This is a genomic window from Corynebacterium macclintockiae, assembly GCF_027570165.1.
GTDB lineage: Bacteria > Actinomycetota > Actinomycetes > Mycobacteriales > Mycobacteriaceae > Corynebacterium > Corynebacterium macclintockiae.
Map to the genome: position 1 here is coordinate 289,414 of NZ_JAKMUV010000002.1, position 15,960 is coordinate 305,373.

Here is a 15,960-nt window from a genome sequence, read left to right on the forward strand (position 1 = left end):
GCGAATCCTGGGCTTTTAAGCGTGTCGCCAGCACCCCCACCCCTCTTTCGGTGCTAAAACATCCCCATGACAGATTCGCCTTCGCCCCACACCTCGGACGTCACCGCGCAGCTCATTGCTTCTTTTAATGACGCCCCAGTCTATGTGGCCGAAGGTTTCCCCACCGAGGTTGAATCCGGAACCGCCGGGCTATCCAAAGAACTGAAAGAAATCGTGGAGGCGGCGACCAAGGGGGAGTCGGCGTCCAAAATAGGCAACTTAAAGATCGGCTACATCAACAACGATGGCCCGATGCACAACAGCCTGCGCGACATTGCGCAGAAGATCCTCGATCAGACAAATGCGGACACGGTCATCCTGAAGTCCCCGAATCAAGCAACGGCTGTGTCGGAGAATCTGCCACGTTTTGCGATTGAATCCAACGCGAAGATTCTTTACGGCGCAAACAGCAATCCTGGCGCAACGCAAGAGTTCCTTCAGCAAGCAACGAGCTACGAGGCACCCACGGGGCTGGCCAACATTGGAGTGCTTCTAGCGCTGCTCGTTGCGGCCTTAATCACTTCGTTATTTAACCTGCGAAACAAGCGTGCTTAGATAACGTTTTAGAAAGGTCAAGCCTGAGTGCTTGACCTTTCTTTATGTCAAGTTTAAAGATTTGAGTGCACCTCACGTTAGGCGCAACAAGACACGCCGACGCGTTAACAAATGTGACATAAATCACATTAAATTCTTTTCTCTCACTCTTTGCAGGTCAAGGCATTTGCCGTTACTTATGTGACTATTGCGATTCGTGAGATTCGTGGTGAAAAAGTTTACGGCCTTGACTGAAGTGGCCTAGGGTTCCGTATGTCAACTTTTGAAACGAGTTGATCTCGAAGTGAATCTTGAGAAAACACTCGACGGGACCTGTACTGATCGCATGGGGAAGTGCGGCCAGCAGGACCGAGGGTTTCACTCGCTTCAAAGCCAGTTGTAAACATTCAGGAGAATCGATCGTGACACCACGACCTACAAGCCGTAAGCGCACGGTGTTGGCCGTTGCAGTAACCGCCGGAGTGACGCTGCAGTCCACGACCCTCGCGGCTCACGCCGACGACGACAAGCGCAGTGTAGAAAGCTTCCTGGCCGATCTTGTCGGCCAGGTTTCTCGTGCAAAGACCCAGGTTTCCAACATGGAGACCCTCATGGGATCCCTGCGTGAGGATGCGAACAAGGCTCGCGTTGATCTGACGAAGAGCCAGGACCAGGCGCAAAAGGCGCAGAACAAGGTCGTTGATGCTCGTGGCCGTCTCAAGAGCTCCGATTCCGCGGTATCCAAGGCGCAAGCCAAGCTGAACGACATTGCACGATCCGCTTACGCACAGGGCGGGGATGCATCGCCGATCAACCTTGCGGCCAGCGGCTCGGATGCTGTGGGCGACACGCTCGATCGTTCCTCCTACATTCAGGCTGCAGCCAAAAAGCAGCAGGGCGAAGTAGACCGCCTGGATTTGGCACGCACCCAGAATGCCAACGAGGAGTCCTCGCTGCGCGATTCACGCGACAAGGCGAACTCCGCTGTCGGCGATGCGGTGAAGAAGTACAACACCGCTCGCGATACTCTGCGGGATTCCCAGCAGAAGCTCTCCGACAAGCAGGCTGAGTACAAGCGACTGCTCGACGAGAAGAAGAAGGCAGAGAAGGCTCTGCGCGACGCCCGCGCTGCAGTCGAGGCCTTCACCAAGAAGAACCCGGAGGCTTCCAGCTGGGATAAGCGAAAGGTCGCCGAAAAGGCAGCTGAGGAGGCTGGCGCCACTGTAGACAACACCACTGTAGACAACACTGACGCCAAGCCGACCGAAGAAACGACCCCGGCGGACAAGGCTCCGGAGACCACGTCGGAGACCACTACCGAGGCTCCGAAGGCTACTGAAACCAACGAGTCCACCGAGCCGACCAACGATTCTCCGGCACCGCAGGGTTCCCTGGGCAACCCCGCAGCCCTGCCCGAACTGCCGGCGGAGCTGCGCAGCTCCTACGACCAGAACGTCGGCGGAGACAACCAGCGCCAGTCTGCGATCGACGGCCTAGCGAAGGCTGCTCAGTCCGCCGCGATGGCTGGCTTCAACACCGCACTGTCCGGCAACCCGGAGGGTGCACTGGATGCTGCCGCTCGCGCAGGTCGGGAAACCGCAGGCAAGGAATACGACCGCGCAATGGGGCGGGTTACCAACGTGGATAACCCAATTACGGCACCGGAAGCTCCCGCAGCCCCAGAAGCCGAGGCACCGGAGACCCCCGCAGCCGAAGCTCCCGAAACTCCGGAGGCAGAAACTCCTGCCAACCCGGCTGATGTCCTCACTCAGGCCCTCGATCCGAACGCACCGGACACCTCCGGCACGGCGGAAGAAAAGATCGAGCGCGTGATCAAGCGCGCAGAGAGCCAGCTCGGCCTGCCCTACGCCTGGGGTGGCGGCAACTTCTACGGCCCGACGAAGGGCATCCGCGACGGCGGCGTGGCCGACGCACACGGCGACTACAACAAGGTCGGCTTCGACTGCTCTGGTCTGATGATGTACGCCTTCTACGGTGTCGGCTTCAAGCTGGATCACTACAGCGGTTACCAGTACACCGCCGGCAAGCAGGTTCCGTCCTCGGAGGCCAAGCGCGGTGACATGCTGTTCTGGCCGGGTCACGTTGCCCTGTACCTGGGCGACGGCAAGATGATCGAGGCCCCGCAGTCCGGCGATGTCGTGAAGATCTCCGACGTTCGCTGGGGCGGTATGCAGCCTATGGCTGTCCGAATGATCGAGTGATCCCCCCCTAGCGCAGCAACTCCCGCTGCGCATAATCCACAGCCACCATCCGGGCAGTACGCACTGCCCGGAGCATTGGCATGAGATGGGGGTCAAGGCTCGCTCCGACCTCGGATCGCCGGGTGACCTCCACAATCGCCGCCACCTGATCCGCCCTGGCCATCAGCTTCGCCGCGCGGCTGGGCACCCCGGGTGGCATCCCGGGCAGTCCGAACGCGTCATCCAGCGCCCCCACGGCCAGCTCTGCCCGCTGGAACGCCGCCGCACCACGGGGAACATGGCCCGCGGATTTCACCATGGCCGTCGCCCGGTCGGCCGCCTCCCGCAGCAGCTGATCCGCCTCGCCAGGCGAGTACACCGGCAGGGGCGGAGTCGCTCCTTCTATCTGATCCCAGGACCAGCTGACCAGGTGGGCGTCGATAAACTTGGGGCTAAGCACGTGACTCACCAAGGGATCGCGATCTGCCACGATGAGTGACGCCCCCTCGGTCCCCACCGGCAGCAGTGGCGCGTCGCCGGGGCCAGACAGCATCAGTTGGATCAGGGGGCGCTCATTCACCCCGATGGCTGCCTCATCGGTCACGGCCCGCACCTGGCCAAGAAGTTCCACCAGGCCACCACCATCAGACTCCAGGCGATGGTGTTTACCCTGCGTGGCGTGGAAGGCATCGATCACTTCGTCGGCGCCGATGAGGCCGTGCAGCCACCAGGCCAACCATAGGGAAGTGTTCTGCACGGGCGACCATAGTTGCGCCCCAAGCCACGTCGGTACCGGATCAGTCATTTTTCCTAGCCTAAGCTGGTTGGCCATGAGCTTCAATTACGGTGACATCATGAAGGGCCACTCCCGCAACCACAAGCCCAGCTTCCCGCGCGTCACGCCGGAGCTGGGAATGGTGGTCGAGGTCATCGCCGATGACTTCGTCGGCGCGGTCGTGGGTGGGGAGAAGACGGCCGACGGCGATTTCATCCGGTTGGAGGACCGCTACGGAAAGACCCGGCTTTTCAAGCTCCGCGAAGGCGCCTTCCTACTTGAAGGCAAGCCTATTACCTTGACTCGCTACGTAGATCCCAGGATGCTTCCGCCGAAGCAACGCACGTCGAACTCCGGCTCGCGTCGCGTGGAAGGAGTGCAGGCGAAGGTTGCCGCCCCCTCGCGCATCTGGGTGGAAGGAATCCACGACGCTGCGATCGTCGAACAAGTCTGGGGGCATGACTTGCGGGTGGAAGGTGTGGTGGTCGAGTACCTAGAGGGTCTTGACAATCTGCCGGAGCGCCTGGCCGAGTTTCAGCCTTCCGCAACCCGTCGCGTCGGCGTACTCGCCGATCACCTCGTGGAGGGGACGAAGGAAGCGCGCCTAACCGAATCCCTCGGGCCACACGTGATGGTCACCGGGCACCCATACATCGATATTTGGGAGGCAGTAAAGCCCAGCAGCGTGGGCATCCGCGAATGGCCGAAGATCCCCCGCGGCATCGATTGGAAGACAGGCGTGTGTCAGGAGCTCGGCTGGGGCAGCCCGCAAGACGGATGGCGCCGCGTCGCCCGGGCGGCCAAGACTTTCCGCGACCTAGATTCCACGCTGATCGGCGCAGTAGAACGGCTCATCGATTTCGTGACTGTTCCAGCGGAGTACTGAAGTAACCATTAGGGTCTAAAACATGGGTCCGATCATTTGGTTAATCGCAGCCGGATTATTATTCCTCGGCGAGCTCCTGGTAGCCGACATGTCTTTGTTGATGCTGGGCACCGCAGCGGCCATTACCGCCGGCGTAGCGGTGGTGGATATTCCCGTGTGGGCCGAGATCCTGGTGTTCGGCGTAGCTTCCGTCGCACTGATCCTGGCCATTCGCCCCATGCTGCGCAGGCGGCTGCTTAAGAACAGCCAAGAACATAAGTTCGACGATTCCGAGCTGGCAGGCAAGCGCGCTGAGGTTATCGAACCCGTCTCCGACCAAGCGCAGAGCGGCGGCATGGTGCGGGTCGCCGGCGAGCTGTGGTCCGCCCGTTCCGCCAACCCCGGGGACACGTACTCCGCGGGGGAGTCGGTACAGGTGCTAAGCATCGACGGCACGACGGCGGTCGTGTGGAAAAACAAATAGTAGTAAGGACTCTTAGAGAATGAACTTCACAATATTCCTGGTGATCCTTCTGGTCATCATCGCAACGATAATCATCAAGATGGTTGCCCTGATCCCGCAGGGTGAAGCTGCGGTCATCGAACGCTTGGGTACCTATACCCGCACTGTTTCTGGTGGTTTGACGCTGCTAGTTCCCTTCGTCGACCGTATCCGCGACAAAGTCGATACCCGTGAGCAGGTCGTGAGCTTCCCACCTCAGGCCGTTATTACCCAGGACAACTTGACGGTCGCCATCGACACGGTGGTGACCTTCCAGATCAACGACCCTGCACGCGCGATCTACGGAGTGAACAACTACATCGTGGGTGTGGAGCAGATCTCTGTCGCCACGCTACGCGACGTTGTCGGTGGTATGACGCTGGAAGAAACCCTGACTTCCCGGGAAATCATTAACCGTCGCCTCCGTGGCGAGCTGGACGCTGCCACCACCAAGTGGGGTCTGCGTATTTCCCGCGTGGAACTGAAGGCCATCGATCCGCCGGCATCCATCCAGCAGTCGATGGAGATGCAGATGAAGGCCGACCGTGAAAAGCGCGCGATGATCCTCACGGCAGAAGGCCGCCGCGAGTCCGATATCAAGACCGCCGAGGGTGAAAAGCAGGCCCGCATCCTGTCGGCAGAAGGTGAGAAGCACGCACACATCCTGGCCGCAGAAGCCGAGCGTCAGGCCGCAATTCTGCGCGCCGAAGGTAACCGTGCCGCCAAGTACATCGAAGCGCAGGGTGAGGCGAAGGCCATCCAGAAGGTCAACGCAGCCATCAAGTCTGCACAGGTCACCCCGGAGGTCCTGGCCTACCAGTATCTGGAGAAGTTACCGGAGATGGCCAAGGGCTCTGCAAACAAGACCTGGATGATCCCGATGCAGTTCGGCGACTCGCTAGAGCAGTTCGCCAAGGCTCTGGCCAAGAAGGACGAGGAAGGCGTGTTCCGCTACGAGCCGAAGCCGGTGGACGAGGCCACCCGCGAACAGGCCAACGAATCCAGCTCCGCCGACTGGTTCAGCACCGCGTCCTCTCCGGAGATTGCCGAGGCCGTCGCCGCCGCCAACGCCGTGGCCAACAAGCCGGTGGACGAAACGCCGGAACAGCCGGTCAACGAGAACAACCCGTATAACCAGGGTTAATCCCGCAGCTGATCCGCCCTGGCCAACATATGCACGGCCAGGGTCCACCCGGCCTGCTCCGCGTGCCAGCCGGCTGCTGCCAGGCGCTGGCTCATCGCCTGCTTGCTGATTCCCACGATCTCCGCAGCCTCGGCCTGCAAGTGACCCGCGCGCAGTAGGGCAGTGGCCTCCCGCCCTTCCTTCGTACGGCGCGCCAGCACATGCGCCAGCAGTGTGAAAGCCGCCGCAATGTCTTGAGCTACCTCCGCCGCCAGTCCCGGCGCAATAACGCCGCCTGGTCCGGGCTTCTCGATTCGCACCGACACCGCCCCCGCACGCTGCGACCGGGCGACCGCGCGCGTGGCCGCGCCGATAGCTTCTTCCGTGGAAGACGGGGCGTCCCCCTCAAGATCCGCAACCACCGTGCCAATGCCGAGCGCGAAGTCACCCGCTTGCAGCAGCGACAACACCAGTCCGCCGGCCTCGTCGGGGCCGGGAGCGATGCACACGAATTCCTCGATGCCCTTCATCTCCACAGAGTCGACCATCGACGATTGCTCGAGTGCCGCGGCAACGTCGCGCACGTACTCTCCACGACGCTGAGAACGGCCCCTATATGCGGCATACACGGCAAACATAGGTATTAACTTACTTCATTGACTTTGCTGAGCTGACGCCAGAGTCGGATCTCATTGGCCGCCAGTGCGAAGCCGATGCACACCACCGCAACGCTGAAGAGCAAGACCCACGGCTGGCCTCCCGTGGCCAGCGCGTCGGAAGCCATGGCGGTCGCTATTGTGTTCGGCGCGGAGCCAAGCACGGTAGCCGCGACATAGGGCATGAAGGGGATGCGGCTGAGCCCGCAGGCGTAATTCAACAGGGAGAAGGGGATTGCGGGGACCATACGCAGCCCCAGCACGGCGATCCACCCGCGCTCCGAGATTCTTTCCTGCAGCAGCTGAATGCGCTTATCGTTGCGTGTCTTCTTTTCCACCCACGAGCCACCCACGGCACGCACCAGCACCAGGGACAGCGCCCCCGAAGCGCCCACGCCTACCAACGCAAGGGCAGATCCCAGCAGCGGGCCGAACATCACTCCCGCCGCAATGGTCCAGATGGTTCGGGGCAGGGGTAGCTGCGTAAACCCGATCATCAGCGCAAGGTAAGTCAGTGGGGCCCATGCGCCGGTGGAGTCTACCCAGGATCGGATGTCACTCACCGCTGGCTTGGGCACAAAATAAACGAAAGCGACCAGCAGGATCGGAACTGCAACGCTGAGGAATCGATACCTCAGCTTCAACCCCCACCACGTGCTGAATGCACGGGCAACAAAGCGTGGGATCTTCATGTTGTGTCCGGAGGGGGACTTGAACCCCCACGTCCGTTAATAGGACACTAGCACCTCAAGCTAGCGCGTCTGCCATTCCGCCACCCGGACAAGGTAAGGCGCGCACCACATGTGTGGTGGCAACTGAGGCCACTTTAATGCCAAGGCGGGGATTTACACAAATACCCAGGTCACACCCAGGTAGTTGTGCCAGCATAAGCACTTTAGTGCGGTGGGGAAACACTTTGACTAGCGTGGTGCTATGTCCGAAAACAATGCACAACACCAGCCCACTTACATCGACGATCGCTTCCCCGGGCCCGACCCCTACGCGCCACTGACGGATCTTCCTCCGCTAGAGGTCACCAGCGAAACTTTCGCCGACGGCGATCGCCTGCCGGAGGATCAGCTGGGAGGCAACGATGTATCGCCCCAGCTGAGCTGGTCTCCGGGTCCGGAGGGCACCAAGACGTACGCGGTTACCTGTTTTGATCCGGACGCCCCTACGGCCAGCGGCTACTGGCACTGGGCAGTCTTTAACATTCCCGCCGATGTAACCTCCCTGCCACTCGGCGCGGGCAACGAAGATCTCAGCGGCCTGCCCGAGGGTGCGGTGGCGCTGCGTGGAGATAGCCGCTCCTGGGGCTACTACGGCGCGAACCCGCCGGCCGGCCACGGCCCACACCGCTACCTGTTCGCGGTGCACGCGGTGGGCGAGGAACTGGAGATCGGCGACCGCCAGACCCCCACCGTCCTGGGCTTTAACCTGAATTTCAAGGCCACCGCCCGCGGCATCATCTGGGGTTGGGCGGAGAACTAGCTCTCAATCCACGGCAACCCGCTGCCCACTGCCTGCGAAATATTCTGCAGGCCGTGGGCTTTCACCTGCACGGCCAGCCCTTGGTGGATCTCTCGGATCCAGTCCGGGCCGCCGTAGATGAAGGGGGTGTAGCCCTGGATCAGGCTGGCCCCGGCGCAGATCCGCTCCCATGCCGCGCGCGGGGAGTCGATTCCGCCCACTCCGATCAAAACCAGCTTGCCGTCGGCACGGGCAGCCAGGCGACGCAGCACCTCCAAAGCCCGGGCGGCGACAGGCGCGCCAGAGATTCCACCGGCGCCCATGGCAGCCACCTCATGTGCTGGGGTCTTCAACCCCTCCCGGCTGATGGTGGTGTTCGTCGCGATCAGGCCGGTCACCCCCATGTCGATGGCCAGGTCGCAGACCTTGTCGATGTCTTCGTCGCTGAGGTCCGGCGCGATCTTCACGAACAGTGGCTTGGAGCTTTCCTCCTGCACCGCGCGGATGATCGGCCGCAGAGACTCCACCGCTTGCAGGTCGCGTAGCCCGGGCGTGTTGGGGGAGGAGACGTTGATCACCAGGTAGTCGGCAACGTCGCCGATGGCTTTGGCGGACTCTCGGTAATCCCTATCGGCAATATCCGCCGCGACGATCTTGGACTTGCCCAGGTTCGCGCCCACCGGGATGTCGGTATTGCGCTTGCGCAGTCGCATGGCCGCCGCGCGCGAGCCCTCATTGTTGAATCCCATGCGGTTGAGGATCGCCTTGTCCTGCGGAAGGCGGAACAGTCGCGGTGTGGGGTTACCCGGCTGCGCCAGTGCAGTCACCGTGCCGATCTCGGCGAAACCGAAGCCGATGGGACCCCAGGCGTCCACCTCCTTGGCATCCTTGTCGAAGCCCGCGGCGAGCCCCAGCGGGCGGGGGAAGGTCAGCCCTGCGATCTGCTGGCTCAGCACCTCGTCGTGCACGACCAGCGCGCCATCCAGTGCAGACAGCGCCGCGCGCGAGCCCGCCACCTGCTGCAGCCCTTGGGACATCAGCCCGTGGATACGCTCCGGGCGCAGGGTAAACATTCCCTTTAGCGCTGCCTGGTACGCGCCGTGGCGAATCTTTTTCAACATTCTTGCTCCCTTATTTTGATCCCGCTGTATTAGTCGGCTGTGTTAGTCGTTAGTCCCGCTTCACGGGGTAGTCTTCCGCGGGCTTGTCCTTCATCGATGCGATGTCCTTGTCCACGCTGTCGGCGCTGTAGACGTTGACCTTTCCATCCTCCGTCACCAGCACTAGGGCACCATTGGCTGCGTCGCACACCCAGCGCAGCTTGCCGGGCACCTCGGTGTGCGCAGCCTTTACCGGCGCGCCCGAGTCGATGCGGTAGGCCTCCAGGCTGTTCGCGGCGGTCGAGGCCACCCACGCCAGCTTCCGCTTCGCATCCCACGTCACGCCCCAGGGCGAATCCTCGGTCGGCGCTGCCTGGTGCAGGCGCACCACGTCATTCATGGTGTAGATCAGCATCTGCCCCTGGCGGGCGTCGCTGGCCACGACCACGCCGTCGTCCCCACGGCCGGAGGCAACCTGCCCCACACCCTGGCCAATACGCAACGCGGCGTTCAGCGAACCATCGTTGACGTTGACGTCGCTGATGCTGGTCTGTCCCCGGTCGATCAACGCTGCACGCTGATCGCGATCCCGGGGCTTGACTAGCACGGCCTGGTCCAGGCTGCGGCTCACGATCTCGCTGCCAGTCTCCTTGCCATCCTTGTCGTAGAAGCGGGCTTTATCCTCACCCGCCTTGCCCAGCACGGCCTTGCCATTATCCAAGAAGGTCACGGTGGTCACCTTGCCCTCGACGTCCAGGCGACGAGTTTCCTTGCCGTCCGCCCCCAGCTCAATAGCCTTGTCCTGGCAGGCCACCGCCACACCCTGAGCTGTGGTGGTGATGCTGTCGCAGGAATCGTCGATGTCTACCTGGCGTGGCTTGTCTTTGGGATTAGTGGCGTCAATAAAGTGCACCTTGCCCTGGGTAAGCACCGCAACCAGATTGGCGCCCGGCGCGTTCTCGTCGGCGGACAGCCCCACGCGCGCGGCTCCCAACGCGGGCTTGCCCAGGTCGAGCTGTTCGCCCGGCCCCTGCGACGAGGTGGGGGAATCCTTCGGCTGCGCCGGATCGCCGGCCACGGGCCCGTCGTTGGGGGAATCATCGGATCCACAGGCGGACAATGCCCCTACGGCCAGGCCGGCCGCTACGATGCAGGAAAGAGTACGACTAAAGCGATTGACGTGCACGTTCACAAGCCCTAACGCTACCAGCCCGGCCATGTCACACCCGCAAGGCGGGGCGGAAGGACTAGGCTTTGTGCCCATGACTACAGACATGACTTGGGCGCAGACGATCATTCTGTCCCTAATCCAGGGCTTGACGGAGTTCCTCCCCGTATCGTCGTCCGGCCACCTGCGCATCTTCTCCACCCTGTTGTGGGGCGAGGATGCCGGTGCATCGTTCACGGCCGTTATCCAGCTGGGCACGGAGCTGGCGGTGCTGGTGTTCTTCGCTAAGGACATCTGGAACATTGCCAGCGCTTGGTGCCGTGGCGTGTGGGAAGGCCTCACCGACCTGACTGGTAAGCACGGCCGCCGCGTGCACCGGGATCGCTTCGATTACCGCATGGGTTGGATGGTTATCGTCGGCACGCTGCCCGTCGCCGTCCTGGGCTACCTGGGTAAGGATCTAATCCGCGATAACCTGCGCAACCTCTGGATCACCGCCACCATGCTGGTGCTGTTCTCCTTCGTCTTCATCCTCGCCGAGCGCATGGGCCGCCGCGAGCGCAGCTTCGACCAGCTGACCATGCGCGATTCGGTGATCATGGGTTTTGCTCAGTGCCTGGCGCTGATCCCGGGAGTCTCCCGCTCCGGCGGCACGGTCTCGGCCGGTCTGTTCCTCAACCTGGATCGCGAGGTCGCCACCCGTTACTCGTTCCTGCTCGCCATCCCTGCGGTGCTGGCCTCGGGGCTTTTCTCTCTTCCGGACGCCTTTAGCCCCGAAGCCGGTCAGGCCGCCTCGGGCGCCCAGTTGTTCGTGGGTACGGCAATTGCCTTTGCCGTGGGCTATGCGTCGATTGCCTGGTTGCTGAAATTCGTGGCCAACCACTCCTTCGCCTGGTTCGCACTGTGGCGTATCCCGCTGGGCCTGGCGGTCATGGGTCTACTCGCATTCGGAGTACTGCAGGCTTAGAATCGGAATCCATGCACTCTTGGCCCGAACCGGAAGTCCCTCAGCTGCCGGGTGAAGCCCCACAGCTTCGCCTGTACGACACCGCCGATGACGCGCTGAAGCCCGTCGACCTTGCGGGAGACGAAGTCGGGATGTACGTCTGCGGCATCACACCCTACGATTCGACGCACCTGGGCCACGCCGCTACCTACCTGACGTTCGACCTGATCCACCGTTACCTGCGTTCGGCAGGTGTGGGCGTGCACTATGTGCAGAACATCACGGACGTCGACGACCCGCTGTTTGAACGCGCAGAGCGCGACGGGGTGGACTGGCAGGATCTGGGCAGCAGCCAGATCGACCTTTTCCGCTCCGACATGGAGGACCTGGCGGTAATCCCCCCGCGCGAGTACGTCGGGGCGATGGAGTCCATCGACGAGGTCATCGAGATGGTAGGCACGCTGCTGGACGTCGGCGCCGCCTACCAACTGGAAGGCGACGAATACCCGGATATCTACGCCGACCACACCTTCCTGCCCCAATTCGGCTACGAATCCCGCTATACCGAGCAGGAAATGGCCAAGTTCTTCGCCGAACGTGGCGGAGACCCCGAGCGCCCCGGCAAGCGCCACACCCTGGACGCACTGCTGTGGCGGGCCCACCGCGACGGCGAGCCGAAGTGGGAATCCCCGTTCGGGCCCGGCCGTCCCGGCTGGCACATCGAGTGCTCGGCCATTGCCGTCAACCGCCTGGGCGCGCCCTTCGCAATCCAGGGTGGCGGCAGCGACCTGCGCTTCCCGCACCACGAGTTCTCCACCACCCACGCCGAGGCCGCCCACGGGGTGGAGCGCATGGCGCAACACTATGTGCACACCGGCATGATTGGCCTGGATGGCACGAAGATGAGCAAGTCCCTGGGCAACCTGGTGTTCGTCTCCAAACTCACGGCCGCCGGCCATGAGCCGTCCGCCATCCGATTGGGCGTGTACGCAGGCCACTACCGCCAGGACCGCGACTGGGCCGATGAGGTGCTGGCCGCGGCCGAGCAGCGCCTAGCCAACTGGCGGGACGCCCTGGCTGCCGGTGGCACCACCGTCGAACAGGCCCGGGAGCTCATCGCCACGGTCCGCGACCACCTGGCCTGTGACCTCGACACACCCAGCGCCTTGGAGGCAATCGACCACTGGGCCGCAGCCACCGAACCTGGGGCTGCGGGGGAGGAGGCTGCGGCGTCCGAAATAAAAACCGCAATCGATGCGCTGTTGGGCGTGCGCCTCTAGCTTCCACAGGGCAGACTGTGTTCTATGAGCACCACACAGCTAAGTACAGCCACCGCTGATGCCCGCGACGAGTTCCTCGACAACCTACGCCAGATGGCGACAGGCAGCTACCTGCGCGACGAGGATCGAGAATTCTGGGAGGCCCCCTATCCGGAGTCCGCAGTAGACGAAGCACAGCAAATCGTCGACGGTATGCTGCAGGCCGCCCAGACCGTAGCAGCCGGCGACGAGGCGGAGCTAAAGAAGATCGCCGCTACGCTCAACCTGCAGAACAGCGACGAGAGCGCGGACGAACAGCCCAACGCCACCACCCTCGCCGTCACCGCCGTCGTCATCCAGCACGTCACGAAGCTCAAGGAGCTGTCCGCCCGTCACGAGGACGCGCTGCTGGAAGACGAAGAAATCAAGGATCTGCTGGCACTAGTAGAAAAGCTGGCCGTGGACCTGGACGCCGACGAGATCTTCGTGGAGAACCAGGCCGAGGCCGTCTGCGAAGCCTAGCGCGGCGCCAGCATAATTCCCTGGTTGCAGGTGCCGATGAGGCCCTGCTCGTCATAGATCCGGGTGACCGTCGTGCCGATGCCGTCGGTGCCGTAGTTCGCCTCGGCGGATAGTCCCAGCCACTCGCCTCGCATCTCGTGGTGAAGGTAGACCGTCGTATCGACGTTCATATACGTCCACTTGTCCGTGTCCAGCAGGTTGTTCAGGCCGTTGGCGATGTCCACGGTCTTCATCAGGCGCACCCAGTTGGAATCTTCCTTCCCCTCGACTGCGGGGAGGTCGGTGCGCGACCAGTAGATCGCCGGGTTGCGCTTCTCCGCGACCTCCAATTGGCGCTGTTCCAGGTGAGCCTTACGGGCGTCAATAGAGTCGATATAGCCGCTGGCCCAGCGTTCCAAGAAGTCCGTGCCGTCCTCCGCACCGACCGGCCCTGGCATGGGCTCGCCGACGGTGCGCTCGATCTCCTGAGTATCTCCGCGGCGGATCCACCAGCCGGAACCGCGGACGAACTCGCGACCGGATTCGTCGGTGACGACGGCCTCCAGGAAGCTGATGCGCTTGCCGGGGCGCACCACCCGCGCGTGGGTGCGCAGCTCGCTGAGAGGCACCGCCCCCAGAATCTCGACGGTCATGCGGCTGAAACGACCCTCTTCCAGCGACATGCCCGCGTCCCGGGCGCCGTCCTCCAACACCGTCGCAATCAGTGCGGCGGGCGGCGAACCGTGCTGGAATCCCGGCCCCCAAGGGCTTTCGGTGTGCTTGGTCGGGTGGTAGTTGCGGTAGATGTGGCCGCCTTCTTCCGTGACCTTGCCGGGGATAAAGTACGCCGATTGCTCGCTCATTGCTTTCCTCTCCAAAATGTGGGCTACATCACTTACTACCACATACGCCCGGGGGCTGGTTGCACGTTTGACCTAAACTGAACGACATCATGAAAGCAATACTTTGGGACATGGACGGCACCCTGGTCGATACCGAACCACTGTGGGGGATCGCAACCTTCGAGATGGGCGAAAAGATGGGGCGCCCGCTGACCCCGGAGGTCCGCGAAAAGACCGTCGGCGCCACGACCCCCACGACCGTCGAGATCTGCGCGGCGCATGCGGGTTTGGTTCTTGATGACGCCGCCAAGGCCGCATGGCTCGACTTCATGTACACGCGCGTAGGGGAGCTCCTTGCACGGGAGTTGGAATTCCGCCCCGGGATCAGGGAGATCCTGCACGAGGCCAAGGCCGCTGGGTTCCCCATGGCGTTGGTTACCAACACTAACCGCGCACTGACGGAGCTGTCCCTGGATTCCATCGGTCGGGAGTTCTTCGACTTCACGCTGTGTGGCGATGAGGTCCCCAATGGCAAGCCCGCGCCGGATATCTACGCCACTGCGGCAGCCCGCCTCGGCTTCGCACCCGACGACTGTCTGGTAGTGGAGGATTCCACGACGGGCATGACGGCTGCCCGCGACGCGGGCTGCCGCGTGCTGGGCGCGCCCACCGACCCGCACACCGCGATCCCCACCGGGGTGCAGACCCTGGCCGAGCTGCGCGGGGGAGCCCAGGATCTGGGTGGCTTCGCACTGGAGGATCTGCGCCAGATCCACGCAGACCTGGGGCACACAGCACCGGCCAGTGTGCGATCTGCCACAATGGAAGACGTGAACGAACAAGAACTTAAGTCCTTCGAATCTCTCTTCGCTGAGCTGTCCTCCCGCGCCAAGGAGCGCCCGGAAGGTTCCGGCACGGTTAAGGCCTTGGATGCCGGCGTGCATTTCCAGGGCAAGAAGATTGTCGAAGAGGCCGGCGAGGTGTGGCTGGCCGCGGAGTACGAATCCGACGAGGAGCTCGCCGAGGAAATCTCCCAGCTTCTGTACTGGCTGCAGGTCGTCATGGTCGGCCGTGGCCTCACCCCCGAAGACGTTTACAAGTTCCTCTAAGCAAGAAAGGCAATCGTTAATCATGCTGCGCGTCGCAGTGCCCAACAAGGGCTCTCTGTCCGAGAAGGCCACGGCGATCCTCAAGGAGGCCGGCTACGCCACCCGTGGCGACTCGAAATCCCTGACGATTGCCGACGAGGACAACGGGGTGGAGTTCTACTTCCTGCGCCCCAAGGACATCGCGATCTACATTGCCTCCGGCCACCTGGACATCGGCATCACCGGGCGCGACCTGGCGGCGGATACCCGCGAAGAAGTCGACGAGTTGTTGCCGCTGGGCTTTGGTGCCTCCACGTTCCGCTACGCCGCCCCGCAGAACGAGGAGTGGACGGTGGAGCAGCTGGAGGGCAAGCGCATCGCTACCAGCTACCCGAACCTGGTTCGCAAGGATCTTGCCGCGCGTGGCCTGGAGGCCCAGGTGATCCGCCTTGACGGCGCGGTGGAGATTTCTATCCGCCTAGGCGTGGCCGATGTCATCGCCGACGTCGTCTCCACCGGCCGTACTCTGCGACAGCAGGGTCTGAAGCCCTTCGGCGAACCCCTGTGTGTCTCCGAGGCCGTCATCGTCGGCCGCAAGGACGCGGAGGTCACAGCGGAGCAGAGCGTGCTGATTAACCGCATCCAGGGTATCCTGCACGCACACAACTACGTGATGCTGGACTACAACATCGCGCGTGCCAACCTGGACAAGGTCACGGCCATCACACCGGGGCTCTCCGCGCCCACCGTGTCTCCGCTGGCCAATGACAGCTGGGTTGCGGTTCGCGCAATGGTGCCAAAGACGCAGGCCAATTCGCTGATGGACGAGCTGTCCGCCCTCGGCGCAGAAGCGATTCTTGCTACCGATATACGCATTGCCCGCATCTAGTC

Annotated in this window: 17 protein-coding genes and 1 tRNA gene; 11 read left to right on the forward strand and 7 right to left on the reverse strand. The window is 62.7% G+C overall.

The annotated features are described in order from the left end of the window. The first annotated feature begins 66 nt into the window (after positions 1 to 66). Positions 67 to 594, forward strand: coding sequence for an Rv1476 family membrane protein (locus L8U58_RS03000; RefSeq protein ID WP_034967887.1), 528 nt, complete (start codon positions 67 to 69; stop codon positions 592 to 594). A gap of 401 nt (positions 595 to 995) precedes the next feature. After that, positions 996 to 2,795: a DIP1281 family NlpC/P60 protein gene (locus L8U58_RS03005; protein ID WP_034974375.1), complete on the forward strand. Its 1,800-nt coding sequence runs from the start codon at positions 996 to 998 to the stop codon at positions 2,793 to 2,795. Between the two features lie 7 nt (positions 2,796 to 2,802). On the opposite strand, the gene L8U58_RS03010 is transcribed toward L8U58_RS03005, so the two are convergent. Next, entirely contained in the window at positions 2,803 to 3,579 is a 777-nt protein-coding gene (locus L8U58_RS03010) for a hypothetical protein (RefSeq protein WP_269954658.1), read from the reverse strand. A gap of 25 nt (positions 3,580 to 3,604) precedes the next feature. On the opposite strand from L8U58_RS03010, the gene L8U58_RS03015 reads away from it, so the two are divergent. From L8U58_RS03015 to L8U58_RS03025, 3 genes are read left to right on the forward strand one after another with little or no spacing between them, the layout of a single operon-like run. Next, complete coding sequence (locus tag L8U58_RS03015) at positions 3,605 to 4,435, forward strand: DUF3097 domain-containing protein (protein WP_034967876.1); 831 nt, start codon at positions 3,605 to 3,607, stop codon at positions 4,433 to 4,435. 22 nt (positions 4,436 to 4,457) lie between these two features. Then, positions 4,458 to 4,898 carry an NfeD family protein gene (locus L8U58_RS03020; RefSeq protein WP_034967871.1) on the forward strand — a complete coding sequence of 147 codons (441 nt, stop codon included), beginning with the start codon at positions 4,458 to 4,460 and terminating at the stop codon, positions 4,896 to 4,898. A gap of 19 nt (positions 4,899 to 4,917) precedes the next feature. Further along, a complete protein-coding gene (locus L8U58_RS03025; protein WP_034974369.1) occupies positions 4,918 to 6,060 on the forward strand; it encodes an SPFH domain-containing protein in 1,143 nt (380 codons plus the stop codon). Here the strand turns inward: L8U58_RS03025 and L8U58_RS03030 are convergent. The 3 genes from L8U58_RS03030 to L8U58_RS03040 form a co-directional block, all read right to left on the reverse strand. Then, entirely contained in the window at positions 6,057 to 6,677 is a 621-nt protein-coding gene (locus L8U58_RS03030; RefSeq protein ID WP_034967864.1) for a hypothetical protein, read from the reverse strand. The genes L8U58_RS03025 and L8U58_RS03030 overlap by 4 nt on opposite strands. A gap of 5 nt (positions 6,678 to 6,682) precedes the next feature. Further along, positions 6,683 to 7,387, reverse strand: coding sequence for a TVP38/TMEM64 family protein (locus L8U58_RS03035; RefSeq protein ID WP_269954659.1), 705 nt, complete (start codon positions 7,385 to 7,387; stop codon positions 6,683 to 6,685). A gap of 4 nt (positions 7,388 to 7,391) precedes the next feature. After that, positions 7,392 to 7,477 (reverse strand) — tRNA-Leu (locus L8U58_RS03040). A gap of 151 nt (positions 7,478 to 7,628) precedes the next feature. Here L8U58_RS03040 and L8U58_RS03045 point away from each other — a divergent pair. Next, positions 7,629 to 8,186 carry a YbhB/YbcL family Raf kinase inhibitor-like protein gene (locus L8U58_RS03045; RefSeq protein WP_034974368.1) on the forward strand — a complete coding sequence of 186 codons (558 nt, stop codon included), beginning with the start codon at positions 7,629 to 7,631 and terminating at the stop codon, positions 8,184 to 8,186. Here the strand turns inward: L8U58_RS03045 and L8U58_RS03050 are convergent. Continuing rightward, on the reverse strand, positions 8,183 to 9,286 hold the full coding sequence (locus L8U58_RS03050; RefSeq protein ID WP_269954660.1) for a quinone-dependent dihydroorotate dehydrogenase: 1,104 nt from the start codon (positions 9,284 to 9,286) through the stop codon (positions 8,183 to 8,185). The genes L8U58_RS03045 and L8U58_RS03050 overlap by 4 nt on opposite strands. A 49-nt stretch (positions 9,287 to 9,335) precedes the next feature. Next, entirely contained in the window at positions 9,336 to 10,457 is a 1,122-nt protein-coding gene (locus L8U58_RS03055) for a hypothetical protein (RefSeq protein ID WP_230580533.1), read from the reverse strand. A gap of 70 nt (positions 10,458 to 10,527) precedes the next feature. Here L8U58_RS03055 and L8U58_RS03060 point away from each other — a divergent pair, with 70 nt between their 5' ends. Genes L8U58_RS03060 through L8U58_RS03070 form a run of 3 tightly spaced genes read left to right on the forward strand, consistent with a single transcriptional unit; the run spans position 10,528 to position 13,160 of the window. Continuing rightward, entirely contained in the window at positions 10,528 to 11,400 is an 873-nt protein-coding gene (locus L8U58_RS03060) for an undecaprenyl-diphosphate phosphatase (protein WP_034976545.1), read from the forward strand. Positions 11,401 to 11,411: 11 nt separating this feature from the next. Next, positions 11,412 to 12,659, forward strand: coding sequence for a cysteine--1-D-myo-inosityl 2-amino-2-deoxy-alpha-D-glucopyranoside ligase (gene mshC, locus L8U58_RS03065; protein ID WP_269954661.1), 1,248 nt, complete (start codon positions 11,412 to 11,414; stop codon positions 12,657 to 12,659). Positions 12,660 to 12,683: 24 nt separating this feature from the next. Beyond that, a complete protein-coding gene (locus L8U58_RS03070; RefSeq protein ID WP_034981934.1) occupies positions 12,684 to 13,160 on the forward strand; it encodes a hypothetical protein in 477 nt (158 codons plus the stop codon). Here the strand turns inward: L8U58_RS03070 and L8U58_RS03075 are convergent. Further along, entirely contained in the window at positions 13,157 to 14,002 is an 846-nt protein-coding gene (locus L8U58_RS03075; RefSeq protein ID WP_034974362.1) for a thioesterase family protein, read from the reverse strand. The two genes, L8U58_RS03070 and L8U58_RS03075, sit on opposite strands and share 4 nt — an antisense overlap. An 89-nt stretch (positions 14,003 to 14,091) precedes the next feature. Between L8U58_RS03075 and L8U58_RS03080 the strand changes: the two genes are divergently transcribed. Beyond that, on the forward strand, positions 14,092 to 15,090 hold the full coding sequence (locus L8U58_RS03080; protein WP_269954662.1) for a phosphoribosyl-ATP diphosphatase: 999 nt from the start codon (positions 14,092 to 14,094) through the stop codon (positions 15,088 to 15,090). A gap of 22 nt (positions 15,091 to 15,112) precedes the next feature. After that, the gene (gene hisG, locus L8U58_RS03085) at positions 15,113 to 15,958 is read left to right on the forward strand and encodes an ATP phosphoribosyltransferase (RefSeq protein WP_269954663.1); all 846 of its coding nucleotides are present in this window, start codon (positions 15,113 to 15,115) and stop codon (positions 15,956 to 15,958) included. The last annotated feature ends 2 nt before the right edge of the window (positions 15,959 to 15,960 follow it).